Annotated in this window: 22 protein-coding genes, 1 tRNA gene and 1 pseudogene; 13 read left to right on the forward strand and 11 right to left on the reverse strand. The window is 64.9% G+C overall.

Annotated elements, in window-relative coordinates; translation table 11 throughout:
• The 4 genes from rpsN to NGB94_RS08485 all read left to right on the forward strand — a co-directional run bounded on the left by rpsN (position 1) and on the right by NGB94_RS08485 (position 5,017).
• The gene (gene rpsN / locus NGB94_RS08470; protein ID WP_055239038.1) at positions 1-306 is read left to right on the forward strand and encodes a 30S ribosomal protein S14; all 306 of its coding nucleotides are present in this window, start codon (positions 1-3) and stop codon (positions 304-306) included.
• 236 nt (positions 307-542) lie between these two features.
• Positions 543-827: an HU family DNA-binding protein gene (locus NGB94_RS08475; RefSeq protein ID WP_055239039.1), complete on the forward strand. Its 285-nt coding sequence runs from the start codon at positions 543-545 to the stop codon at positions 825-827.
• A 138-nt stretch (positions 828-965) separates the two neighbouring features.
• Positions 966-3,107 (forward strand): cytochrome c oxidase assembly protein, encoded by a 2,142-nt coding sequence (locus NGB94_RS08480; RefSeq protein ID WP_418910624.1) that lies wholly within the window; start codon positions 966-968, stop codon positions 3,105-3,107.
• Positions 3,104-5,017 carry an NHL domain-containing thioredoxin family protein gene (locus NGB94_RS08485; protein WP_325790178.1) on the forward strand — a complete coding sequence of 638 codons (1,914 nt, stop codon included), beginning with the start codon at positions 3,104-3,106 and terminating at the stop codon, positions 5,015-5,017. The genes NGB94_RS08480 and NGB94_RS08485 overlap by 4 nt, the downstream gene beginning before the upstream one ends.
• Positions 5,018-5,102: 85 nt before the next feature.
• On the opposite strand, the gene NGB94_RS08490 is transcribed toward NGB94_RS08485, so the two are convergent.
• From NGB94_RS08490 to NGB94_RS08535, 10 genes are all read right to left on the reverse strand, one after another.
• Positions 5,103-6,086, reverse strand: a complete 984-nt coding sequence (locus tag NGB94_RS08490; RefSeq protein WP_325790179.1) for a hypothetical protein — start codon at positions 6,084-6,086, stop codon at positions 5,103-5,105.
• A gap of 84 nt (positions 6,087-6,170) precedes the next feature.
• The gene (locus tag NGB94_RS08495) at positions 6,171-7,448 is read right to left on the reverse strand and encodes a sn-glycerol-3-phosphate ABC transporter ATP-binding protein UgpC (RefSeq protein ID WP_325790201.1); all 1,278 of its coding nucleotides are present in this window, start codon (positions 7,446-7,448) and stop codon (positions 6,171-6,173) included.
• A 37-nt stretch (positions 7,449-7,485) separates the two neighbouring features.
• Positions 7,486-8,328 (reverse strand): carbohydrate ABC transporter permease, encoded by an 843-nt coding sequence (locus tag NGB94_RS08500; RefSeq protein ID WP_325790180.1) that lies wholly within the window; start codon positions 8,326-8,328, stop codon positions 7,486-7,488.
• Complete coding sequence (locus NGB94_RS08505) at positions 8,329-9,291, reverse strand: sugar ABC transporter permease (protein WP_325790181.1); 963 nt, start codon at positions 9,289-9,291, stop codon at positions 8,329-8,331.
• Positions 9,288-10,574: an extracellular solute-binding protein gene (locus NGB94_RS08510; protein WP_325790182.1), complete on the reverse strand. Its 1,287-nt coding sequence runs from the start codon at positions 10,572-10,574 to the stop codon at positions 9,288-9,290. Before NGB94_RS08510 ends, NGB94_RS08505 begins: the two co-directional genes overlap by 4 nt.
• A gap of 316 nt (positions 10,575-10,890) precedes the next feature.
• Positions 10,891-11,310 carry an aspartate 1-decarboxylase gene (gene panD, locus NGB94_RS08515; RefSeq protein ID WP_325790183.1) on the reverse strand — a complete coding sequence of 140 codons (420 nt, stop codon included), beginning with the start codon at positions 11,308-11,310 and terminating at the stop codon, positions 10,891-10,893.
• A 92-nt stretch (positions 11,311-11,402) separates the two neighbouring features.
• A tRNA-Gly gene (locus tag NGB94_RS08520) sits at positions 11,403-11,476 on the reverse strand.
• A 107-nt stretch (positions 11,477-11,583) separates the two neighbouring features.
• Entirely contained in the window at positions 11,584-11,847 is a 264-nt protein-coding gene (locus NGB94_RS08525) for a protealysin inhibitor emfourin (RefSeq protein ID WP_325790184.1), read from the reverse strand.
• Positions 11,844-12,908, reverse strand: coding sequence for a M4 family metallopeptidase (locus NGB94_RS08530; protein WP_325790185.1), 1,065 nt, complete (start codon positions 12,906-12,908; stop codon positions 11,844-11,846). The genes NGB94_RS08525 and NGB94_RS08530 overlap by 4 nt, the downstream gene beginning before the upstream one ends.
• A 154-nt stretch (positions 12,909-13,062) precedes the next feature.
• Complete coding sequence (locus tag NGB94_RS08535) at positions 13,063-13,578, reverse strand: SseB family protein (protein WP_325790186.1); 516 nt, start codon at positions 13,576-13,578, stop codon at positions 13,063-13,065.
• 155 nt (positions 13,579-13,733) lie between these two features.
• Here NGB94_RS08535 and kynA point away from each other — a divergent pair, with 155 nt between their 5' ends.
• The 3 genes from kynA to NGB94_RS08550 all read left to right on the forward strand — a co-directional run bounded on the left by kynA (position 13,734) and on the right by NGB94_RS08550 (position 15,637).
• The gene (gene kynA / locus NGB94_RS08540; RefSeq protein ID WP_325790187.1) at positions 13,734-14,585 is read left to right on the forward strand and encodes a tryptophan 2,3-dioxygenase; all 852 of its coding nucleotides are present in this window, start codon (positions 13,734-13,736) and stop codon (positions 14,583-14,585) included.
• Positions 14,586-14,605: 20 nt separating this feature from the next.
• Positions 14,606-15,181 carry a dCTP deaminase gene (gene dcd / locus NGB94_RS08545; protein ID WP_194783005.1) on the forward strand — a complete coding sequence of 192 codons (576 nt, stop codon included), beginning with the start codon at positions 14,606-14,608 and terminating at the stop codon, positions 15,179-15,181.
• 66 nt (positions 15,182-15,247) lie between these two features.
• Entirely contained in the window at positions 15,248-15,637 is a 390-nt protein-coding gene (locus NGB94_RS08550) for a DUF1801 domain-containing protein (protein ID WP_325790188.1), read from the forward strand.
• A 3-nt stretch (positions 15,638-15,640) separates the two neighbouring features.
• Here the strand turns inward: NGB94_RS08550 and NGB94_RS08555 are convergent, their stop codons facing one another.
• Positions 15,641-16,996: an MFS transporter gene (locus NGB94_RS08555; RefSeq protein WP_325790189.1), complete on the reverse strand. Its 1,356-nt coding sequence runs from the start codon at positions 16,994-16,996 to the stop codon at positions 15,641-15,643.
• Between the two features lie 192 nt (positions 16,997-17,188).
• On the opposite strand from NGB94_RS08555, the gene NGB94_RS08560 reads away from it, so the two are divergent.
• From NGB94_RS08560 to mnhG, 6 genes and pseudogenes are all read left to right on the forward strand, one after another.
• Positions 17,189-20,194 (forward strand): Na+/H+ antiporter subunit A, encoded by a 3,006-nt coding sequence (locus NGB94_RS08560; RefSeq protein ID WP_325790190.1) that lies wholly within the window; start codon positions 17,189-17,191, stop codon positions 20,192-20,194.
• A complete protein-coding gene (locus NGB94_RS08565; protein WP_325790191.1) occupies positions 20,191-20,679 on the forward strand; it encodes a Na(+)/H(+) antiporter subunit C in 489 nt (162 codons plus the stop codon). The genes NGB94_RS08560 and NGB94_RS08565 overlap by 4 nt, the downstream gene beginning before the upstream one ends.
• Entirely contained in the window at positions 20,676-22,286 is a 1,611-nt protein-coding gene (locus tag NGB94_RS08570; RefSeq protein WP_325790192.1) for a Na+/H+ antiporter subunit D, read from the forward strand. Before NGB94_RS08565 ends, NGB94_RS08570 begins: the two co-directional genes overlap by 4 nt.
• 14 nt (positions 22,287-22,300) lie before the next feature.
• Complete coding sequence (locus tag NGB94_RS08575) at positions 22,301-22,882, forward strand: Na+/H+ antiporter subunit E (protein WP_325790202.1); 582 nt, start codon at positions 22,301-22,303, stop codon at positions 22,880-22,882.
• The gene (locus tag NGB94_RS08580) at positions 22,879-23,136 is read left to right on the forward strand and encodes a monovalent cation/H+ antiporter complex subunit F (RefSeq protein ID WP_325790193.1); all 258 of its coding nucleotides are present in this window, start codon (positions 22,879-22,881) and stop codon (positions 23,134-23,136) included. Before NGB94_RS08575 ends, NGB94_RS08580 begins: the two co-directional genes overlap by 4 nt.
• Before the next feature lie 2 nt (positions 23,137-23,138).
• A pseudogene (gene mnhG / locus NGB94_RS08585) lies at positions 23,139-23,480 on the forward strand (monovalent cation/H(+) antiporter subunit G); the annotation flags it as partial.
• Positions 23,481-23,847 lie beyond the last annotated feature (367 nt).

Genomic DNA, 23,847 nt, shown 5'->3' on the forward strand with positions numbered 1-23,847 from the left:
ATGGCAAAGAAGTCCAAGATTGCCCGCAACGAGCAGCGCAAGGTTGTTGTTGAGCGCTACGCTGCCAAGCGCCTCGAACTGAAGAAGACCCTGGTCGACCCGAACGCCACCGACGAAGCACGCGAAGCCGCACGCCTCGGCCTGCAGAAGCTGCCCCGCAACGCTTCCCCGGTCCGCCTGCGCAACCGTGACCAGATCGACGGCCGCCCCCGGGGTACCCTCCAGAAGTTCGGTATCTCCCGCGTGCGTTTCCGCGACATGGCACACGCCGGCGAACTGCCCGGCATCAAGAAGTCCAGCTGGTAAGCTCCGCTTTCCACGCCTAAAAAGGGCGGCAACCTCTTCGGTTGCCGCCCTTTTTGCGTACCTGCGAGTTCCTTGCATCCAAAACGGCCCGAATTTTGCCCAAAAACCCGAAAAATCCGCGAAAACCCGCGGTTTTCAGCGTGATTTGGGCTTCCAAGCTGGTAAGTTTTCGAACAGAGGCGGTTACGCATCCGTGAACCGCTCGCGCTAAACACCAGAGTCCAGGAGGACATAAATTGGCTATGAACCGCAGTGAACTTGTTGCCGCTGTCGCAGAGAAGTCCGGCAACAGCCAGACCGCCGTCAACGGCGTGCTCGATGCTGTCTTCGACATCTTCGCCACTTCCGTTGCCAACGGCGAAAAGATCACCATCCCGGGCTGGCTTGCTGTTGAGCGCACCGACCGCGCAGCTCGCCAGGGCCGCAACCCGCAGACCGGCGAAACCATCCAGATCCCGGCCGGCCACAGCGTCAAGCTGACCGCAGGCTCCAAGCTGAAGGCTGCTGTCGCTAAGAAGTAGTATTTTCCGCTTTTCCCGAAGGGCCGGTACCGGATGGTACCGGTCCTTCGTGCTGTCCGCCCCGGGCGGATGGCAGCCGCCGGGTTCTCCGGTCCAAACAGCGGCCGTGATTGGCCCAATTTTTACAAGGGGTAGAGAATGGATAGCGTGCCAAACTCTGCCAAGACCCAGAACACCCTGCCGGGCCGTCCTGCCGGCCAGGAGCCCGGACACCCCGCACGCAACGGCTGGCTCGCTGCTGGCGCGGGGGTCATGGTCCTTGCCCTTGGCGTGGCTCTGCTGTTCACCGGTGCAGCAGCGGCGTCGCAGCTGTCCGACCCCGGCGCGCTGACCCGCTGGGGACTGCCCGTGGCGAAAGCCATTCAGAACGGTGCCGTTGCGGCAGTCATCGGAGCACTGGTGTTCGCCGTCTTTATCCTTCCCAAGCACGCCGGTCCGCGGCTCGGAAAGGGTGAGAGGGAAACCCGCCCCGAACACCCTGCCTTCACCCAGGCCATGTACCTGGCCTCCGGCGCTGCCGCTGTGTGGACGCTCGCCGCGATCGCCGTCATGCTCTTCACATACTCGGACGTCTCGGGACTGCCGCTGAGCCCGGACGCGTCCTACACCGAAGGCCTTGCCTCCTTCCTGACAGACTTCGCGACCGGCCGCGCGTGGCTGGCCGTCAGCATCATTGCCGCCGTGGTCACAACCCTGACCTTCGGCGTCCGCTCTCTGACCGGCCTTGCCCTGACGCTGGCCCTGTCGATCGGCGGCCTGCTGCCCATGGCACTGGTGGGCCACGCCGCCGGCGGCGATGACCACAGTGCCGCTGTCAACTCGATTGGCCTGCACCTGATCGGTGTCTGCGTATGGATCGGCGGCATCATCGTCCTCGTGGTGATCGCCCGGCAGCTTGGCGACATCACCGGGGTAGTCCTGCGACGCTTCTCAGCCCTGGCCGGGTTCGGGTTCATCCTGGTATCGCTCTCCGGCCTGGTGAATGCCTCACTGCGCATCACCTCTCTGGAACAGCTGGATTCCCGCTGGGGAGCGCTGGTGCTCTTCAAGGTCGCCGCGACTCTGGTACTGGGCGTCTTCGGGTTCCTGCACCGGCGCTGGATTATTCCGCAGCTCCCGGCGGCTGCCGCCGGCTCCACCAGAAGCGCGACGCCGGATTCTCCCCGCTCGATGAGCGCACGCCGGGTACTCTGGCAGCTGATCGGCGTCGAACTGCTCATCATGGGTGCCATCTCCGGTGTGGCCGCTGCACTGGCCCGCACCGCCCCGCCGCGGCCGGAAGAGCTTCCGCCGAACGCCTCGCCTGCCCGCATCCTCACCGGCTACGACCTGCCGCCGGAACTCACCGCGGAACGCTTCCTCACGGAATGGCGCTTCGACTGGCTCTGGGTGGCGATCGTGGTGACCATCGGCGCCGCCTACATCCTGGGCGTCATCAAGCTGCGCCGCCGGGGCGACAAGTGGTCCCTGGTACGCACGCTCTGCTGGCTCGTCGGCCTGATCGCGCTGACCTACGTCACCTCCGGTGCCCCGGCCGTGTACGGCATGGTCCTCTTCAGCACCCACATGCTCGGACACATGGCACTGACCATGGTGGTCCCGCTGTTCCTGGTCCTCGGCGCGCCCGTCACCCTGGCGCTCAAAGCCCTGACACCGCGCCGAGACGGCAGCCGCGGACTGCGCGAGTGGATCCTGATCGGCGTGCACTCACGCTATTCAAAGATCATCACCAACCCGATTTTCGCTGCGGTGAACTTTGCCGGCTCGATCGTGATCTTCTACTACTCCGACCTGTTCGGTTTCGCGCTGCGGGAGCATGTGGGCCATGAGCTGATGGTGCTGCACTTCCTGCTCACCGGCTACATCTTCATCCTCACCATGATCGGCATCGATCCGCTGCCCAGCCGGGCCCCGTACCCCCTGCGGCTGGTCATCCTGCTGGCCACGATGGCGTTCCACGCCTTCTTCGGCGTGGCCGTGATGGGCCAGACCTCGCTGATCCAGGCCTCCTACTTTGGAAATATGGGCCGGGACTGGGGTGTGAGTGCCCTGGAAGACCAGCAGCTCGGCGGCGCAATCATGTGGGGAATCGGTGAAGTTCCCACCGTGCTGGTGGCAATCGGCGTCGCACTCCAGTGGTCCCGGACGGATGCACGTGAAACAAAACGCAAAGACCGTGCGGCCGAACGGAATAACGATGCTGAACTTACGGCTTACAACAATATGTTCGCCCAGCTGGCCGAACGTGATGCTAGGACAGACCAAGGAGAACGCAGATGACTGAAACGGTGCGCGCCGGATACCGCGTCCGGGCCTCCGAGCTGGAAGGCCGCAACTGGCTCAACACGGGCGGGAAGCAGCTGGGGCTGGAAGACCTCCGCGGCAAGATCGTCCTGCTGGACTTCTGGACCTTCTGCTGCATCAACTGCCTCCATGTGCTGGATGAGCTGCGGCCGCTGGAGGAGAAGTACTCCGACGTCCTGGTGACGGTCGGCGTCCACTCGCCCAAGTTCGAGCATGAAGCCGACCCGGTGGCCCTGGCTGCCGCCGTCGAACGCTACGAAATCCACCACCCGGTCCTCGACGACCCGGAACTTGCCACCTGGCAGGCTTACACGGCCCGTGCGTGGCCCACCCTGGTGGTCATCGACCCGGAGGGCTACATCGTTGCGCACCTCTCCGGGGAAGGGCACGCAGCGGGGCTGGAGTCCCTGGTCGCCGAGCTGGTCGCCGAACACGAAGCCAAGGGCACCCTGCACCGCGGGAACGGCCCCTACGTTCCGGCCGAAGCCACCTCCGGAGACCTGCGTTTCCCGGGCAAGGCGGTAGCCCTGCCGGAGGGAACGTTCCTGGTTGCGGACACGGGGCACCACCGGCTCGTTGAACTGGAAGCGGACCTCACCACCGTCCGCCGCGTCATCGGTGAAGGAACCAAGGGCTGGCGCGACGGCGACTCCGGCACCGCCCGCTTCAACGAACCGCAGGGCCTGGCCGTGCTGCCCGCAGCCGTGGCCGAGACCCTCGACTACGACGTGCTCGTGGCCGACACCGTCAACCACCGCCTGCGCGGCGTGAACCTGGCCACCGGCGCGGTCACCACGGTGGCCGGCAACGGTGTCCAGCGGCTGCTGGACGCCGAGAACCAGGCTGCTGACGCCTCGACGGACCTGGGAACCGATCCGCTGGGCACCTCGCTTTCCTCCCCGTGGGACGTGCTCTGGTCCACCGCGCTGGGCCAGGCTGTAGTCGCCATGGCCGGAACCCACCAGATCTTCGCCTTCGATCCCGCCACCGGCGCACTGTCCATCGTGGCCGGAACCGGCCTGGAAGGACTGCTCGACGGCGACGGCGACGCTGCCTGGTTCGCCCAGTCCTCGGGCCTGGCCCAAGACGCCGAAGGCAGCATCTGGGTCGCCGATTCTGAGACCTCCGCACTGCGCCGGCTGCGCTTCGACACCACCACCGGGGGCAAGCCGGCCGTCACGGTGGACACCGCCGTCGGAACCGGGCTGTTCGACTTCGGCTACCGCGACGGCGCCTCCTCCGAGGCACGCCTGCAGCACCCGCTCGGCGTCGCCGTCCTTCCGGACGGCTCGGTGGCCATCGCCGATACCTACAACGGCGCCGTGCGCCGCTACGATCCGGCTACACAGACCGTCTCCACGCTCTCCCGCGGGCTGGCAGAGCCGTCCGGCGTCCTGGTGGACTCCACCTCCGACGAGCCGCTGCTGGTGGTCGTGGAAGCCAACAAGCACCAGCTGGTGCGCCTGCCCATCCCCAAGGAAGCGCAGTCCGTGGACGAAGGGGCGCGGCAGACGCAGCGGCCCAAGACCGCCATTGCTCCGGGTTCCCTGGGCCTGACCGTGCGGTTCGCAGCGCCCAAGGGACAGAAGCTCGATGACCGCTGGGGCGATCCCACCCAGCTGAAGATCTCCTCGTCCCCGGAAGAGCTGCTGGTCTCCGGCGGGGGAACCGCCGTCGGGCTGGTCCGTGAACTGGTGCTCTCCGATTCCGTCTCCGAGGGCGTCCTGCACATTACCGCCCGCGCTGCGGCCTGCGACGGCGAGCCCGGGGGAGAGATCCCGGACCACGCCGCCTGCCACCTGTACCAGCAGGACTGGGGCATCCCGGTCGTCATGCAGGCCGGCGGCGAAACGGAGCTGACCCTGGACCTCCGCGGCCTGGACTAAGCCCTCCGCACCAAACGAGATTACAGAAACTGCCCGTATCCGGCCGGATACGGGCAGTTTCTGTAATCTGGTTGGTTTGCGGCGGCTAGTCGATAACGGCGGTCAGCGACACTCCGGCGTCGGTCACGGAGAGCCGGGCACCGAAGGTGAAGTCCTTCTCCTCCACGAGCGGGCTCTGCGCACCGGAGAAGAGATCAGTCTGGGTGGCGCTGACGCGGGCCTTGCCCTGGAGCGGAGCGAGCACCCAGTGGCCGTCAGCCGGGGAAATCTCGACTGTCGGGTACTCGAGGATCTCCCAGGTGATCGGCGGTTCCACCCGGTTGTCAGTGAGGTGGTAGAACGGGCAGCCCGGCGGTGCCAGGCGGTTCTGCTCACCGGCACAGTTGTCCAGGAACTCGCGCACCCGGGCATCGACCGTCTTGACCAGTTCCTCGGTGGCCTGGCTGCGCAGCGTCAGATCCGCTGCCTCGCCGGGCTTGGCCAGGACCGCCGACTGTTCCGGCGCCTCGAAGTAGCCGCTGGTGTAGGAGGCGGCCACCCGCGAGGGGTAGAAAGCGGCAAAGGTATTGGTGCCCTCCGGCAGCAGGACGCGGGTTCCGTTCAGCTGGGCTTCGTTCTGGTTGGGGGCATTGATGCGTATGGTGGGCAGGTCCTGCGGCCGGAAAGACCATTCGTCGAAGAACATCCACCGGGTGCCGGTCTGTTCCAGTTCAAAGGTCGACTGCTGTTCAGCTCCGTCCAGGCGGTAGCTGACCACTACATCGGTGCGCCCGTCCACGGGGGTGGAGACCTCATCCATGCCCAGCACCTCGAGGCCTTCCGTGGAAGCGCGCAGCGCATCCGCGTCCAGCAGGGCCGCGTTGGCGTCCGGCACCTCCGCGTTGAGGATGCCAAGGGCCAGGGCGCCGTTGCCGTCCTGGAGCGCCTGGAAGTATTCCTCCACCTGCTTGGCCGGACCGTAGACCTTGGCGTTCACAAGCCAGATAACGACGGCGGCGGCCGCGACGGAGAGCATGAGGGCAGTGAGCCAGATGGTGACTGCCTTGATTACCGGTGATGATGCCTGCACGCTCTTACGTTACCTGCCGTTTCCGCACACAGCTGACCCGGGACCCGCGGCGGGCGGTTCCCGGGTCAGCTGTGCAGAACTGTTTTAGGAGTCGGCCGCGGTGGCCGCCGCTTCCTTGGTTTCCTCGCGCGCCATGGCGATTTCCTCGGCGCGGCGCTCGTTGGCTTCCTCGGTCAGTTCAGCGCCCGCCTCCGGATCGCGGGTAAGGTTGTCGCCGGTCTCGGGATCGAAAATGTGGATCTTGCGGGTGTCCAGCCAGAGTTCGGCTTCGCGTCCGCCGCGCACCCGGCTGGCGGCGTCGAGCGTCACGACGATCTGCGGGCGAAGCTCGTCGGCGTCCATGTCCCGGGCCAGGTTGTCCAGGAGCTCCCGGACCTCGGGCGTCGGATCGAAGTGAATGTAGCCGTACTGCTCGTTGCCCAGCCACTCGGTGTGGGTGATTGGTGCCTTGAACGTGGATCCATGGGCCTTCTTGTCACCTTCAACAAGGGAAGCGTCCTCGAAGAACTCCGGCCGGATGCCGACCAGCACCACTTTCTTTCCTGCTGCCTTGGCGGCTTTGTCTTCCGGGATCCTGATGTCGCCGACGGCGGTCTCCAGGACGTTCCCTTCCTTGATGGTTGCGGGAAGGAAGTTCATGGACGGGGATCCGATAAAGCCGGCGACAAACAGATTGACCGGCTGCTCGTAGAGTTCCCGGGGTGAGGCCACCTGCTGCAGGATTCCCTTCTTCAGCACCGCCACCCTGTCGCCCAGCGTCATGGCTTCGGTCTGGTCGTGGGTCACGTAGATGCTGGTGACGCCGAGGCGGCGCTGCATCTGTGAGATCTCCGAACGCATCTGACCGCGCAGCTTGGCATCCAGGTTCGAGAGCGGCTCGTCGAACAGGAACGCATCTGCCTGCCGGACAATCGCACGGCCCATGGCAACCCGCTGGCGCTGGCCGCCCGAGAGGTTTGCGGGCTTGCGGTCCAGGTGCTCGGTCAGCTCCAGTGTGGCAGCGGCGTCGTTCACCAGTTTCTTTACCTGCTCGTCGGTGTACTTGCCCTTGTTCAGGCGCAGCGGGAAGGCGATGTTCTCGAACACGGTCAGGTGCGGGTACAGGGCATAGTTCTGGAACACCATGGCCAGGTTCCGGTCCCTGGGAGCCTTGTCATTGACCCGCTCCCCGTTGATCAGCAGGTCACCGGAGGTGATGTCCTCCAGGCCCACAATCATCCGAAGCAGGGTCGACTTGCCGCAGCCGGAGGGGCCCACCAGGATGATGAACTCCCCGTCGGCAATGTCCAGGCTGATGTCGTTGACGGCCGGGAAGCCGTCCCCGTACTTCTTGACGAGATGGTTGAGCGTTATAGATGCCATGCTCATGGCTCCTTTTCTAGTACCGTGCGTCTGGGGGCTAGCCCTTGACGGCGCCCTGGGTTAGTCCGGATACGATCTGTCGCTGGAACAGCAGTACAAGTACAACGACCGGGATGGTCACAATGATCGCTGCTGCGGAAATTGCTCCGGTTGGCGCCTCGAACTGGGAAGCTCCGGTGAAGAATGCCAGCGCTGCCGGAACCGGCCGGGCAGCGGATGTCGAGGTGAGCGAGATTCCGTACACGAAATCGTTCCAGGCGATGAAGAACGCGATGATCGCCGTCGTGAAAACGCCGGGTGCGGCAAGCGGAACGATTGCCTTCCGGAACGCCTGCCACGTGGTGGCTCCGTCCACCTGCGCTGCCTGCTCCAGTTCCCACGGGATCTGGCGGAAGAACGCTGCCAGAGTCCAGATGGAGATGGGCAGGGTGAGCGAGAGGTAGGGAATGATCAGGCCGGGCCAGGTGTCGTAAAGCCCGATGTTCCGCCAGAGGTTGAACAACGGGGTCACGATCGAGATCACCGGGAAGATCGAAACGCCGAGTGCGGTGGTCAGTACCAGCCGCTTGCCCGGGAAGTCCAGGCGCGCGATGGCGTAGGCACAAAGCGTGGCCAGTACGACGGCGATGAACGTGGCAATCAGCGAAATGCCGATCGAATTCCGCAGCGCCGAGAGGAACAGCTCCTGGGCGTCTCCGACCAGGATCTGTTCGTAGTTCACGGTCGACCAGTTCGTCGGCAGGAACGTGCCCGAGGTCAGGTCGCTGGGAAGCTTGAACGACGTGGCGAAGATGGATGCGACCGGGAACAGCGCGTAGATGATCACCAGGATCGAAATGATGGTCCAGGTGAGGCGCCTGCGTATCGGTGACGACTTCATTTAATTGCCCCCTCGTGCGCCGGTCAGGTCCACCTTGAAGAGTTTGATCGCTACGAAGCAGATCAGGATCACGCAGAGGAACAGCAGGACTGAAACTGCGGAGCCCATGCCGATCTCCAGCCGGGTGATGGATGTTCGGTACGCCAAAAGGGACAGTGTTTCAGTCCCGTAGGCGCCCTTGGTCATGATGTAGACGTTGTCGAAGATTCGGAACGCATCCAGTGCGCGGAAGAGAACAGCCACCATGATGGCTGCCTTCATGTTGGGCACGATCACCCGGCTGAACCGCTGCCACCAGGTGGCGCCGTCGACTTCAGCCGCTTCCGTGAGTTCCCCGGGCACCTGCGCCAGGCCGGCCAGCAGCAGCAGCGAGATAAACGGCGTCGTCTTCCAGATCTCCGAGGCCATGATCACGGTAATGGCGGTGCCGAAGTCAGCGAACCAGTTCAGGTCGGTGCTGATGCCGGGCACCCAGCTGAACCAGTGGTTCACATACCCGGAGTTGATGTCGAAAGCGTAGAACCAGGCGAAGGCCGAGACCACGGTGATGATGCCGTACGGCACCAGGATGGCCGTGCGCAGCCAGCCGCGGACTGCCTTCAGCGCGCTGTTCATGACCATGGCCAGTGCGAAGCCCAGGATCAGCTCGATGATGACGGTAACCACGGTGATCAGCAGGGTTACACCCAGGTCCCGCCAGAACACTTCGTCCGTGAGGATAGTGGCGTAGTTGCTGAGGAAGACGAATTCCCGGTCGTCCGGGGCGGTGAGGCGGTACTTGAAGAGCGAGTCCCACAACGCCAGGAGGATGGGATAGGCGGTGACGGCCAGCATGATGATGAAGGCCGGCCCGGCTAGCCAGAACCCAAGCCGCCGTTCAGCCTTGGCCCGGTCGCTTAGCCCGGGTTTCCGCCCTTTGGGGCGGCCGCCGGCGGAGGCACGTGTCTCGACTGACGTACTCATAGCAGCCTCTCTCCCTTCAGGACCTCAAGAATGAACTTCTGGCTGGTTTCCGGGGTGGTATCCGGGTTGACGTCCTGGGGCGGAGTCCACGTCTGCTGGATGCCGGTGGAGATTTCGTTGTAGTACGGGGTCTGCGGACGCGGTTTGGCGAGGTCGAGCGATTCACGGATCGTCCCTGCCATGGGGAATGTGTCTACGACCTCCGGATCGTTGTAGGCATCCGGGTTGGAAGGAGGGTTGCCGTTCGTCGCGAAGTAGTAGGCCTGGTTTTCGGGGCTGACGATGCACTCGATCGCCTCATAGGCCAGATCCGGATGCTTGCTCTTGGAGCCCACGCCCAGGTCGATGCCGCCCAGTGGGGGAGCGGTGTCCTCCCCTTCGTTTACCTGCGGATACAGTGCCCAGCCAATGTCATCGATCAGCGACGCGGGGAGTGCGCCTTCCTCGACAGCGGCGTTGGTTGCAGGCCAGACGAAGGGATAGTTGACCATAAAGGCGCCCTTGTCCCCCTGGAACTGGATCATCGAGAAGTTCTCGGTCTGGGTCGGAAGACCGGGGCCGCCCAGGCCTTCCTTGCCGATGGTGGAGACGATTTCCGCTGCCTTCTTGCCCGCATCGGAGTCGATGCCCAGGCGGATCTCGTCGGCAGGAGCGTCCGGGTTCTCCACGATCTGTCCCCCCGCGGATTCGATCAGCGCGTTCACCCAGACGGTCATGGACTCGGCCCGGGCACCCTGGACGCTCAGGTACTTGTCCTGGCTGGCGACTGCCTCGATCAGCTGGTCCCAGGTGACAGGCTGGCTCATGTCCAGCCCGGCTGCCTCGGCCACGGACTTGCGGTACCAGAGAATCTGGGTGTTGGCCCAGAACGGGACGGCGACTACCTCGTCCTTCCACGTCGCGCCGGCAAGGGCACCTTCCAGGACATTGGCGGTGGTCCGTTCGCGCACATCATCCGGAATCGGTGCGAGGTAGCCCGGTTCTGCGTATTCGGGGACGTTGGGCGGGTCAAGGCTCATGATGTCCATGCTGGTGTCGCCGGCAGCGAGCCGGCGCGCCAGCTGCTCCCGCTGCGACGGAGCATCGTTGGGGAGCAGCGAAGTCTCGATGGTGTACGCCCCGTTCGAAGCGTCAGAACAGCGCTTCGCGAGTTCGGCCTGCCCGCCGTCGTCCGGGTTGATGTACCACGTCAGGGTCGGCGTGGAGCCTGAATCGGAGCTGCAGCCGGCCAGCAGAGTGGCACCGACGGCGAGGGCGAACCCCGCTGCTGCAGACTTCTTCATCCGGTGTCTGCCGTGATGTTTTGCACCTTGTGGCATGGGTATATGCCTCCACCTCGTCGTAGGCACGGACTTCAGTGATGTTCCGCGAAAGGAAGCTCAGCAACCTTTCGATCGACCATATGCCCTGCGAGGTGCATTGCGCCACAGTTCCTGGGGTAAACCCGCGAAACCTCAGGTGGCAGGCGTGCCAAGCGTTATCCAACCGTTGCCGGTGCGGGCAAACGGGTACGTAGAAGCTGTCCCGGTGGTGGATAAAAGCAAGTAGCGCGCCCGTAGTTGGGGATAGTCCTGCCCCGGCGGCAGGAGAGGGCGGTTCCTAGTCGGCGGAGGCAGCGAACGGCGGGCGCTCGGTGCCGGGGGTCAGCGCCTCAGCGGGGTCGGTGCCCAATTCGAGAATGCGGTTCCGGGCGTCCACGTGGACTACTGCGGGAACGTAAGCCCGGGCTTCTTCAGTGGTCATGTCTGCATAGGTGATCAGGATGACCTTGTCGCCGATGTTCACCAGGTGGGCTGCTGCACCATTGATGCCGATGACGCCGGAGCCGCGTTCTCCGGCAATTGTGTAGGTTTCCAGCCGTGACCCGTTGTCCACATCGACGATCGCCACCAGCTCTCCGGGAAGGATGTCGGCCGCATCAAGCAGGTCTGCATCTACGGTTACGGAGCCGACGTAGTGGAGATTTGAATGGGTGACAGTGGCGCGGTGGATCTTGGACTTAAACATTTTCCGGTTCATAGCGTGTCCAAGTGTACGCCCGCCCCGGCAGGCCCCCGAGCGCAAAAAAACACCCCCGGTTCGCAGACCGGGGGTGTTCAAAAACATCATGCTGGAGCGGGCGACGGGAATCGAACCCGCGTATCGAGCTTGGGAAGCTAGCGCTCTACCATTGAGCTACGCCCGCACTGGCCGGTGAACCACCGGCACAACAGACCACTTTACATGTCTTTGGCACCAGCAGCACAAACCCTGCTGTGCGGGGGATATCCGCAGGAACAGCCCAGCCAGGACCTAGGCCCGGCGCGCCTCCTCGCCGTCCCTGGCCCGGTCTACGAGCTCCCGCCAGCGTCCCTTGAGGGAGGTCTCGGGAATGGTAACTGCCTGCTGTCCCACGCTGATCTCGTAGGTAAAACGGTCGGGTCCGTCCGCGGCCTCCTGCGGCGGGTCCTGGAGCAGGGGAAGCCAGCGTTCCTCGGCCTCCTCGGAACTCACCTCGCTGCTCCATGTGCGTCGCATGCCAGCCATACCTCCGGTACGCACCACAACCAGTCTCATACCATGACATTAACCTCTTGCCATGCGGCCTGCACAGCGGAACTTTCTTCGCTTCCGGCCCCGTACCGCTTTTCCGCCGCCGTGATGGTCGCCGCGGCGAACACCGCGAAGGTGCAGTCGGCGGGAAAGTTGGGCTCCGTAATCGTGTCGTACCAGACCTGGCCTGCGCGTTCCCACGCAAATCCGCCCAGCTTCACAGCGGCAAGGTAGAAGGCATGGTTCGGGATGCCGGAGTTCAGGTGCACGCCCCCGTTGTCCGAGGAAGTCTCAACGTAGCCGGACATGTCGGCGGGCTGGGGGTCCTTGCCCAGCACGTCGTCGTCGTAAGCCGTTCCGGGTGCAGCCAGTGAGCGAAGAGCGGAACCGCTGACTTCGGGGGTGAACAGGCCCTCGCCGACAAGCCAGGAGGCCTGCTGGGCGGTCTGTCCCAGCAGCTTCTGCTCCACCAGGCTGCCGAAGACGTCTGAGACCGACTCGTTCAGGGCCCCGGCCTGGCCCTGGTAGACCAGCTTGGCCGTGTACTGGATGACGCCGTGGGTCAGTTCATGCCCAATGACGGTCAGCGATTTGCTGAACCGCTCAAAGACTTCACCGTCACCGTCGCCCAGGACCATCTGCGCACCGTCCCAGAACGCGTTGTCATAGTCGCGGCCGTAGTGAACGCTGGCCAGGAGGGGCTGCCCCGCCCCGTCAACGGAGGACCGCCCATAGGCATCCTCATACAGTGCGTAGGTGGCGCCGAGACCGTCGTAGGTTTCATCCACCGCGGGGTCCCCGCTTGGGCCGGAACCCTCGGTGCGTACCTCCCTGCCGGGGAGCTCCTGCCGCTGCATGGCATCGAAGACCGTGCGGCGGAGCTTTGGGCTGAAGGCGGTTCCGGTCGACGGAGCCTTGGCGGTGCGTCCGAGCTGCCTGGTCTCCGCCACGGAGGTGAACTCCATGAGGGTGCGCCGGGCGGCTTCGGCAGCGGCAGCGAGCCGGTCGGGACGTTCAGCGATCCGGGAGAGCAGATACGGCGGAACGATCGAGCAGTTGGTCGGGGAAGCTGGGAAACAGGTCACTTTACAGCCCTCCATCTGTAGTGAGTTTCCCCAGACTAGATGCCGCCACCCCCACGGCAAGGCCGAGGCGGGCAAAACCGGCCCGTGTTGCCCAAAGGGCAACCTAAAAGGCGCCGGCTGCGGCCGGCGCCGGAGGGTTGGGGCGCTTCCGGGGCTAGCCCGCGGTGGAGTCCGTGCCGGCTGAAGGCGCGCCGCCGAAGGCAGCCACGACGGCTTCGACTCCCTCGGGACCGAGTTCCAGGCCCAGGGCGTTGCCGGGGTTGATGGCCAGTCCGTAGCCGGGAGCGATGCTGCGCAGCGTCGCTTCTCCGGATGCCTTCACCATGATGGGTGCGGTGTCGCGGATGCGCTGCGGGATCCGCTGGGCGTCGGTAAACGTTGCCGCCACGGGGGATGCGCCCTCCGGGGACTTCAGGACCAGGGCCTGGAAGCTTGCCGGGTCGTCCTCCACGGTCAGCCGGCCGACGCTGAGAAGTTCCGAGTTCCAGATGGCAGTAATGACATCGTGGTTGCTGATCGAGCCCGCCTGTCCGGCGACGATGGCTTCCTCCAGTGCCGTGGCGGGTTCAAGCGAGCTGTGCTGGGCGCCTGCAGCCGTGCCGGCTTCCTGACGGTCGTCTTCCGTGCCGTTGGTGCTGTTCTCGGTGCCGTTGTCGGTGCCGTTGTCCAAGGGGACCTCCTCTGGAGGGTCGGATGCATAAACCGCCAGTCTTCCACAGCCCGGCCGTGGCGCAGAAGCCATCGGCACAGGCGTGCAGTTACCGTGAAAGCCAGCACTGAGGTACACAGGGCGCGGCGAGACCACCAGCCACACATGGAGCAGCGATGAGCGTAGACCGGAACACAAGGGACCTGGAACCGGGAATCGAGCGGGATTTCAGTCGGAAGATGAGCTACGGCTCCTACCTGGGACTCGACGAGCTGCTGTCCGCGCAGCACCCGGTCAGCGGCCACCATGACGAGATGCTGTTCATCATCCAGCACCAGACCTCCGAGCTCTGGCTGAAGCTGGTGCTGCATGAGCTGAAGGGGGTCCGTACGCGGCTGATGGGTGACGACCTGCGCTCGGCAATGAAAGGGATCGCCCGGATCAAGCACATCCAGCGCTCGCTGACTGAGCAGTGGTCCGTCCTGGCAACCCTGACGCCGTCGGAGTATGCAGAGTTCCGCGGCAAGCTGGGGGCTTCCTCGGGCTTCCAGTCCTACCAGTACCGTGCCGTTGAATTCCTGCTCGGCAACAAGAATGCCGCCATGCTCGAAGTGTTCCGGTCGGACCCGCAGGCGCAGGAACTGCTCGCGGAGCTGCTGTCCTCCACCAGCGTGTACGACGAGTTCATCGCAGCACTGCACCGGCGCGGGTACGCCGTACCGCAGGACCTGCTGGACCGGGACGTCACGCAGGCACACGTCTTCAATGCCGCCCTGATGGACATATTCCGCCACGTGTATGAAAACCCCGCCGAGAACTGGGACATCTATGAGGCTTGCGAGGAGCTCGTGGACCTGGAGGACAACTTCCAGCTCTGGCGCTTCCGCCACCTGCTCACCGTCCAGCGCACCATTGGCATGAAGCGGGGCACCGGGGGATCGTCCGGGGCGCACTTCCTGCGAAGCGCACTGGACCTGACGTTTTTCCCCGAGCTCTACGCCGTCCGTACCGAGATCAAGCAGGCCTGAGGATGCGCTATTTTTAGAAGGTGCTGATATCTGACCGCGACATTCGAGCCGAAATTGCCGACGAGCGGATCGTCCTTGATCCCTACGACCCGGCCATGGTCCAGCCCTCCAGCGTCGACGTCCGGATCGACCGCTACTTCCGTCTTTTTGACAACCACAAGTACGCGCACATCGATCCGTCCCTGGACCAGCCGGACCTCACCCGCCTGGTTGAGGTGGCCCCGGACGAACCCTTTATCCTGCACCCGGGCGAGTTTGTCCTTGGGTCCACCTATGAGCAGGTCACGCTCCCGGACGACGTCGCCGCCCGGCTGGAAGGCAAGTCCTCGCTGGGCCGTCTGGGCCTGCTGACGCACTCGACGGCAGGCTTCATCGACCCGGGTTTCTCCGGCCACGTGACGCTTGAGCTCTCCAATATGGCGACGCTGCCCATCAAGCTCTGGCCGGGCTCCAAGATTGGCCAGCTGTGCTTCTTCCGGCTCTCCTCGCCTGCCGAGCACGCCTACGGATCCGGCGCCTACGGCAACCGGTACCAGGGGCAGCGGGGCCCGACGGCGTCGCGCAGCTACCAGAACTTCCACCGCACCAGCATCTAGGGGCCGGAGCGCCGCACGCGCTCCAATACTGTGGACACCGGCACCGCGCGGTGCCAGATTGTGCGCATGGAACCCGCAGAACCAGAAGAGCTGACGGATTACCTGGCAGCCCTGGACCACCCGATGTCCTCCGTGGTGCGGCACCTTCGTGCGGCCATTCTCTCGGTGGATCCCCGGATCCACGAGAACATCAAGTGGGGCGCTCCGAACTTCGCCCTGCGCGATGACTTCGCTACCTTCAGCCTCCGCCGCCCGGAGAACGTCCAGGTTGTTCTTCACACCGGTGCCAGGCCGAAGCCCGACCACCGGGAAATCACGGTTACCGATCCGCGCAAGGTACTTCGGATGGCCGGCCGGAACAGGGGAGTGGTGACTTTCTCCAGCCGGGCGGCAGCCGAAGCGGCCATGGACGACTTCACCGACGTCGTCCGCCAATGGGTCGCGCAACTGGAATAGGCGCTAGACCTCCGGCACCACGGCCTTGGGCGTACGGTCCGGAGCACGGACCGGCAGCAGGGCCAGCAGGCCCAGCAGCAGCACGAGCAGGATGCCGATGATGCCGTACCGCTGCGCCCCGAAGATGGCGATGAAAGCGGCGAACAACGACGGCGCCAGGAAACTCACGGCGCGGCCGGTGGTTGCGTAGAGCCCAAAGAGCTCCGACTCCTCGCCGTCCGGCGCGAGTCTGGCCAGGAAGGCCCGGGAAGCGGACTGGGCCGGTCCCACGAAGAGGCACAGGGTCAGCCCGAAGATCCAGAAGGTTGTGTCTCCGGTCCATTCGAGGCCGAACAGGCTTACATCCTCCGCGCCGAGGACCGCGATGACCGTTCCTGCCAGCAGCAGGCCGGTCAGCGCCCCGACGATTACCGGCTTGGGACCGATCCGGTCATCGAGGAACCCGCCGGCGAAGGATCCTGCTGCGGCCACGATATTGCCGAAGATGGCGAACATGATGACCTGGGAAAGCTCCCAGCCGAACGTGCCGGCCGCAATCACGCCGCCGAAGGTGAACACGGCGGCCAGCCCGTCCCGGAACACGGCACTGGCCAGCAGAAAGAAAATGGTGTGCGGGCTGGTCTTGTAGATCGCCTTGATCCGGCGGAAGAGCAGCCCGTAGGAGGCGAAGAAGCCAATCTTCGCGGCGCGGGTTCGGGGAACCTCCGGGACGGTGAAGAAAATCGGGAGGGAAAACACCAGGAACCACACAGCGGAGAAGAGCGCCACGGCGCGGATGTTCTGCCCGTTCTCCGAGGTGACGCCGAACCAGCCGACGTCCGGGTTGATGAATCCCACCAGCACCAGCGCCAGGGCGGCAATTCCGCCCACATACCCCATGGCCCAGCCGAAGCCGCTGACCTTGCCGATCGTGCCGGGGGTGGAGACCTGCTTGAGCATGGCGAAGTAATTCACGTTGGCGAACTCGAAGAACACGTTGGCCAGTGCGATCAGGGCGACGCCGAGGAGCAGGAAATTCTCGCTGGGGTAGACAAAGAAGCAGAGCCCCGTGGCCACGCAGACGGCCAGGGTATTGATTGCCAGCCAGAGCTTGCGGCGCCCGCCGGCGTCGGACCGCTGGCCGGCGACGGGTGCCAGCACTGCCACCAGCACACCGGCTACGGCCAGGCCCGCTCCGAGGACCGCCGAAGCGTGATCTTCGCCACCAAAAGAATCCGAAGTCAGGTAGACCGTAAACACGAAAGTCGTCATGACGGCGTTGAAGGCGGCCGATCCCCAGTCCCAGGAGGCCCACGCCCAAACCTCCCGCCGTCGCGCCTGAGCGGGGGCCCCGGAGTGTCCGGGGGATGCGTGCGTCATCGAAGCCATGCTCCAGATGCTAGCGGGCAAAAGGGAACGGAAGGTGAACGGACGCGGCCGGGTTTGAACATGGTCCGAATGTGACCGGCGCTTATGCCTCCGCTAGAATAAACGAAAGCCCCTCGACCCGACGTTGATAACTAAAGCTGTGTTCTGACCTGCAAGGCCCATCAGAGAACCCGGGAGATCTACGTGCTAATTGTGCTAACCGTTCTATTTGCGGTGGCACTTGTGGCGCCCTTGTTCTTCCGCCGAATCGGCAGGTCCGCTTTTTATCTTCTGGCAGCCGTTCCGGCCGGTGCCTTCATCTGGCTGATGGCCACGTACCCGCGGTACATCGAGTCCGGCCAGTCCCTCGCTTCCGGCAGTCCCAACGCGCCGCCGTCGGTCATCATCCCCTGGGTTCCGGACCTGCGCGTGGAACTGGCGTTCCGCATGGACGCGCTCTCGGCCGTCCTCGCGATCCTCATCCTGGGCGTCGGTTCCCTGGTCCTGTTCTACTGCGCCCGCTACTTCCGCCCGGAAGACCCGAAAATGGGCAGCTTCGGCGCCCAGCTGCTGGCCTTCGCCGCGGCGATGTTCGGTTTGGTGACCGCAGATGACCTGATCCTGCTGTTCATTTTCTGGGAACTGACCACCATCCTGTCCTACCTGCTGATCGGCTACGCCGCGCACCGCCTCTCGGCCCGCCGCGCAGCCCTGCAGGCCCTGATCGTCACCACGTTCGGCGGCCTGGCCATGCTCGTGGGCATGATCATGCTCGGCTCCGCAGCCGGCACCTACCGGATCTCCGAGATCATGGCCATGGCACCGGAGCTGGCAGCCAGCGGCGTCATCGTCGACGTCGCGGTGGTGCTCCTGCTGCTCGGTGCGGTGTCCAAATCGGCCCTGTTCCCCTTCCACTTCTGGCTCCCTGCCGCCATGGCCGCACCCACGCCGGTCAGCGCCTACCTGCACGCCGCCGCGATGGTGAAGGCCGGCATCTACCTGGTGGCACGCCTGGCTCCGGGGTTCTGGGAGACCACATACTGGACGCCGGTCATCACCGTGCTGGGCCTGGCCACCCTGCTGCTGGGCGGCTGGCGTGCGCTGCGCCAGCATGACCTGAAGCTGATGCTTGCCTACGGCACCGTCAGCCAGCTCGGCTTCCTCACCCTCGTCGTGGGACTCGGCAACCGCGAGGCAGCGCTGGCCGGGCTGGGCCTGCTGGTGGCCCACGGCTTCTTCAAAGCCACCCTGTTCCTGGTGGTGGGCATCATCGACCACCAGGCCGGGACCCGCGACATCCGCAAGCTCTCCGGCGTCGGCCGTTCAGCTCCGGTCCTGGCCGTTGTGGCTGCGGTCGGTGCCGCCTCCATGGCCGGCCTGCCTCCGCTGCTTGGGTTCGTGGCCAAGGAATCCGTCTACGAGACCTACGTCCACTTCGCCGAGGAACAGGGCACTTCCACGGCAATCGTGCTGCTGGTGGGCGTTGTTGCCGGCGCCATCCTGACCTTCGCGTACAGCTGCCGGTTCGTCTGGGGCGGTTTCGCCACCAAGGAATCCTGCAAGCCGACCGCGTTCAAGGCCATTCCGTGGCCGTTCCTCGCCCCGCCTGCCATCCTGGCCGCCGCCACCGTGTTCTTTGGCCTCTGGCCGAAGCCGCTGGACACGATCATTTCCCCGTACGCGGACCTGTACCCGCTGGAAGGCGAAGCGACCCACCTGGCGCTGTGGCACGGCTTCACGCTTGCCCTGGGCCTGACGGCGCTGACCATCGCGGCCGGAACCCTGCTGTTCTGGCAGCGCACCCGGGTGGAGAAAATCCAGGCGCGCACGGCCAGCCCGCTCGACGCCGAGCGCTCCTACCGCGGCCTGATCGGCATCCTGGATGACGCCGCGGTCTGGGTCACCGGACGCACGCAGCGCGGTTCGCTGACCTTCTACCTCTTCGTCATCCTGAGCATGGCAATCGTGACGCCGCTCAGCGCCGTCCTGCTCCGCAACGCCCCTCTGCCGGAGCAGTTCCACTGGTTCGATTCCCCGCTGCAGGCCGTGATCGGCGCAGCCGTGGTGATCGGCGCCGTGGGTGCTGCCCGCGCCAACAAGCGTTTCCTGGCCGTACTGATGGTCAGCGTCAGCGGATACGGCATTGCGCTGCTTTTCGCACTTCAGGGCGCACCGGACCTGGCGCTGACCCAGATGCTGGTGGAAACCATCGTCCTGGTGGCCTTTGTCCTGGCCCTGCGGTCCCTGCCGGCCCGGCTCTGGAAGCGGGAGCCCACCGGCCAGCGCATGCTGCGCGCCGGACTGGGCATCGCGTTTGGCGCTGCCATGGTGCTCTTCGCCATGACAGCCATGGCATCCCGTGTTGCCGAGCCCATCTCGCTGTCCTACCCCGAACTTGCCTACAAGGGCGGCGGTGGCCTGAACATCGTCAACGTGACCCTGGTGGACATCCGTGCCTGGGATACCTTCGGTGAAATCTCCGTGCTGGCGATGGCCGCCACCGGCGTGGCGTCCCTGATCTTCATCCGGGGCCGCGGCGACAAGCGCCGCCGCGCCAACGAAGTCGCCACCGGTTCAGTGGACCGGGGGCGGGAGCACTTCGCCTCCTCCGAGCGGGAAGCCGCCACCCTGGCACTGGCACGGAAGTTCTCCTCCGTGGCGCGTGAAGCGTGGCTGGTGGCCGGCCGCACCCTGGCTCCCGAGCGACGCTCCATCATTTTCGAAGTGGTCACCCGGCTGCTGTTCCACTCGGTGATCATCTTCTCGATCTACCTGCTCCTTGCAGGCCACAACTCACCGGGCGGCGGTTTCGCCGGCGGCCTGATGGCCGGCCTGGCGCTGACTATCCGCTACCTTGCCGGCGGCCGCTTCGAACTCGCAGAAGCAACACCGGTCTCTGCCGGCACGCTGCTTGGCGGCGGGCTCGGCCTGGCGGCACTTTCCGCAGCTGCCCCGCTGTTCTTCGGCGGACAGGTCCTGCAGAGCGCCATCATCGAATTCACCTGGCCGGTCTTCGGAGACATCAAGTTCGTCACCTCCACCATCTTCGACATCGGCGTGTACCTGGTGGTGGTTGGCCTGGTGCTGGATGTGCTGCGCAGCCTCGGTTCGGAAATCGATGAACGCTCCGAAGGCGGGTCCGACACCGACGACGAGGACCTGGTGGAACCCGAACCCGAAATGCTTGAAACGGAAGGAGTGTCCCGATGAGCGTCAACATCACGCTGCTGCTCATCATGGGCGCCCTCTACGCGGCGGGGATCTATCTGGTCCTGGAACGCAGCCTCACCCGGGTAGTGCTCGGCCTTGCCATGATGACCAACGCCACCAACCTGCTGCTGCTGGCCACGGGCGGTTTCGCCGGCCTGGCCCCGCTGTTCAGCTCCGAAATTCCGCCGGAAGACTACAACGACCCGCTCCCGCAGGCGTTCATCCTCACCTCGATCGTTATTTCCTTCTCCGTCACCGCCTTTATGCTCGGCATCATTTACCGGTCCTGGGTGCTGGGGCGCCAGGACGAGGTCCAGGACGACATCGAAGACCGCCGCGTGGCCAGCCAGAGCAGCTACGACGCGGAAGACGACGCCGATGTTCCCGAGGACACGACCGAGTTCACACCGGCCGACGAAGCTGAGGAAGCACCCGGGTCGCAGCGCGGCCAGGGCACCGGAACCACAGGAGAGGCAAAACGATGAACGCTTCCAGTTTTGCCCCGCTAGCCGTCGTCCTGCCGTTCCTGGGCGCGGCGCTGGCCTTCGTCCTGATCCGGCACCAGCGCTCCCAGCGCATTGTCTCGATCAGCGTGCTCACCCTGACCCTGGCGCTGGAATGCTTCCTGCTCGCCGCCGTCTGGGACACCGGCGCGCAGGCAGTGAACCTCGGCGGCTGGATGCCCCCGTTCGGCATCACCATGGTGGTGGACCAGTTCTCTGCCCTGATGCTCGTGGTGTCAACGGCCATCAGCCTCGCGGTGCTTATCTACGCCGCCGGCCAGGGCATGACCGACGGTGATGAAGACGGACCGATTTCGATCTTCCATCCGACCTACCTGATCCTGGTGGCCGGCGTTTCCAATGCCTTCCTGGCCGGTGATCTGTTCAACCTGTACGTCGGCTTCGAAATCCTGCTGACGGCAAGTTACGTGCTGATGACCCTGGGCGGCACTACGCCGCGCATCCGCGCCGGCGTGACCTACGTCGTCGTCAGTGTCATTTCCTCTGTCCTGTTCCTTACCGCGATCGGCATGATCTACGCCGCGACCGGCACCGTGAACATGGCGGACCTTGCCATCAAGCTCGGCGAGCTGGACCCGGGAACGCAGATGATGCTGCACCTGATGCTGCTGGTCGCGTTCGGCATCAAGGCCGCAGTCTTCCCGCTGTCCTTCTGGCTGCCTGACTCCTATCCCACCGCTCCGGCGCCCGTGACCGCGGTGTTCGCCGGCCTGCTGACCAAAGTGGGCGTGTACGCCATGGTGCGCACCGAGACGCTATTGTTCCCGGGAGACCGGATCAACACGCTGCTGATGGTGGTGGCGGGGCTGACCATGCTGGTGGGCATCCTGGGCGCACTGGCGCAGACCGACATCAAGCGAATGCTTTCCTTCACCCTGGTCAGCCACATCGGCTACATGGTGTTCGGCCTGGCGATCGCATCGATTGTGGGCATTGGCGCTGCGGTGTTCTACGTGGTGCACCACATCACCGTCCAGACCAGCCTGTTCCTGGTGACCGGCCTGATCGAACGCCGCGGCGGAACGGCCAACATGGACCGGCTGGGCGGCCTCGCCCGGCTCTCCCCGCTGCTGGCAGTGCTGTACTTCATTCCGGCAATCAACCTGGCGGGCATTCCGCCGTTCTCCGGCTTCCTGGGCAAGCTTGGCCTGATGCAGGCCGGTGTGGAACTGGGTACGCCGCTGGCCTACGTGCTGGTTGCCGCTTCCGTCCTGACCTCGCTGCTGACCCTCCTGGTCATGGCGCGGGTCTGGAACCGCGCGTTCTGGCGTACCCCGGAGGATGCAGTCCACCCTGATCCGATCCTGCTGGCCACGACGACCGACGGCAGCACGGTCCGCGATTCCGGCAACGTAAGCGGACAGAGCAGCGGGCGCTTCGGCGGCCGCTCCACCGTGAACCTCCTGCCCAAATCCATGGTCTACCCCACGGTGGGGCTGGTGGCACTGGGCGTCTCCCTCACCATCCTGGCCGGCCCGCTGTTCTCGCTGAGCGACGACGCCGCCCAGGACCTGCTGGACCGCACACCGTACATTGAAGCAGTCCTCGGCGAAGGGAGCGCACCGTGACCAATAAAGCACGCATGCGCAACCACCCGCGGATTCCGCTGCTGAAGGAACTGCCGCTGATCATCTGGCTGGTGCTGCTCTGGGGAGCGCTCTGGCAGGACTTCAGCCTGGGCAACCTGGTGTTCGGCGCGATCATCGCATTCGTTGTCACGAACATCTTCTATCTGCCGCCGGTGGACCTGTCCGGCCGGTTCAACGTTCTGTATGCCGCCGGCTTCGCTGTCCGGTTCCTCTACAAGCTGGTGATCGCCAGCGTGCATGTGCTGTGGCTGGCCACCGTCCACGGTCCGCGGATCAAGAACGCCGTTGTCGCCGTGAAGCTGCGCAGCCATTCGGACCTGCTGGTGACCGCCACCGGCCACGCGCTGTCGCTGATCCCCGGCTCCCTGGTGGTGGAAGTGGACCGTTCCACCTCCACGCTCTACCTGCACTGCCTGGGCGTGGACAGCCAGGAAGCAGCCGAGAAGGTCCGTGACGACGTACGTGCCACTGAATCCTGGCTGATCCGGATGATGGGCACCCGGGAAGACCTGGCCCTGGTCCGGGCGGAACAGAAAGATCTTAGGGAACTGCGCGAAGGGGAGGTCAGCCGATGACTGTTGCCGTCATCATCGTCTCCGTCATGCTGGCAGTCTCCGCCGCCGGTGCCATCTTCCGCATTGTCCGGGGACCTTCGATCCTTGACCGCGTCCTCGCGGCGGACGTACTCCTGGCCATCGTAGGCGGGGCACTGATCGTGGACATGGTCGTGAACCGGAACCTTGATTACCTTGCCCTGCTGATCGCGATCTCGCTGATCGGCTTCATTGGCTCCGTGACGGTTGCCCGCTTCGTGACGGACCGGAGGTAGCCATGAGCGAAACCGTGATTGACGTACTTGTGGGAGCCCTCATGCTGGGCGGCGCCACCATGTCCCTGGCAGCGGCGATCGGCCTCACCCGGTTCCCCGACCTCATGAGCCGGATGCACGCTGCGACCAAGCCCCAGGTGCTGGGCCTGCTGCTCTTCCTTCTGGCCATGGCCGTTGAGTTCCGCAGCTGGGTGCTCCTGCCGGTGCTTGCGCTGTGCTGGATCTTCATGCTGCTCACGGCCCCGGTCTCCGCGCACATGGTGGGCCGTGCCGGCTACCGCACCAAGCACCTGCGCCCCGAGCTGCTGACCATCGACGAGCTGGACGACGTGGTTGAGCGTGCCCAGCAGGTGATGTTCGAGGTCACGGAGGAGAAGGCGGCGCCGGACGCCGAGTCGGATCCAAAGGTCGACGACGATCCCGGGCAGGAACCCGACGGAACCTACTACACCGGTGATCTGAGCGACGAGGAACTGGCACGCACCCGCGCTGAGGCGGAGGCGGCCAGCCGCCCGCCCGGGCGCAGCCGCGAAGGCTGAGCCTGGTTACCAGCCCCGAGATGACAGAAACTGTCCGTTAGACGCGGCGGATTCTGGGGGTGGTTGCAACACCTTGGGTTGTTAGGTGCTTAGAAGTAGATCACGTAAACGCTCGGCTGGGCTGTCCCAGTCGAGCGTTTTACGTGGGCGTCCGTTGAGCTTCTGGGCCACG

The sequence above is a fragment of the Arthrobacter koreensis genome, from assembly GCF_035792275.1.
Classification (GTDB): Bacteria; Actinomycetota; Actinomycetes; order Actinomycetales; family Micrococcaceae; genus Arthrobacter_B; species Arthrobacter_B koreensis_A.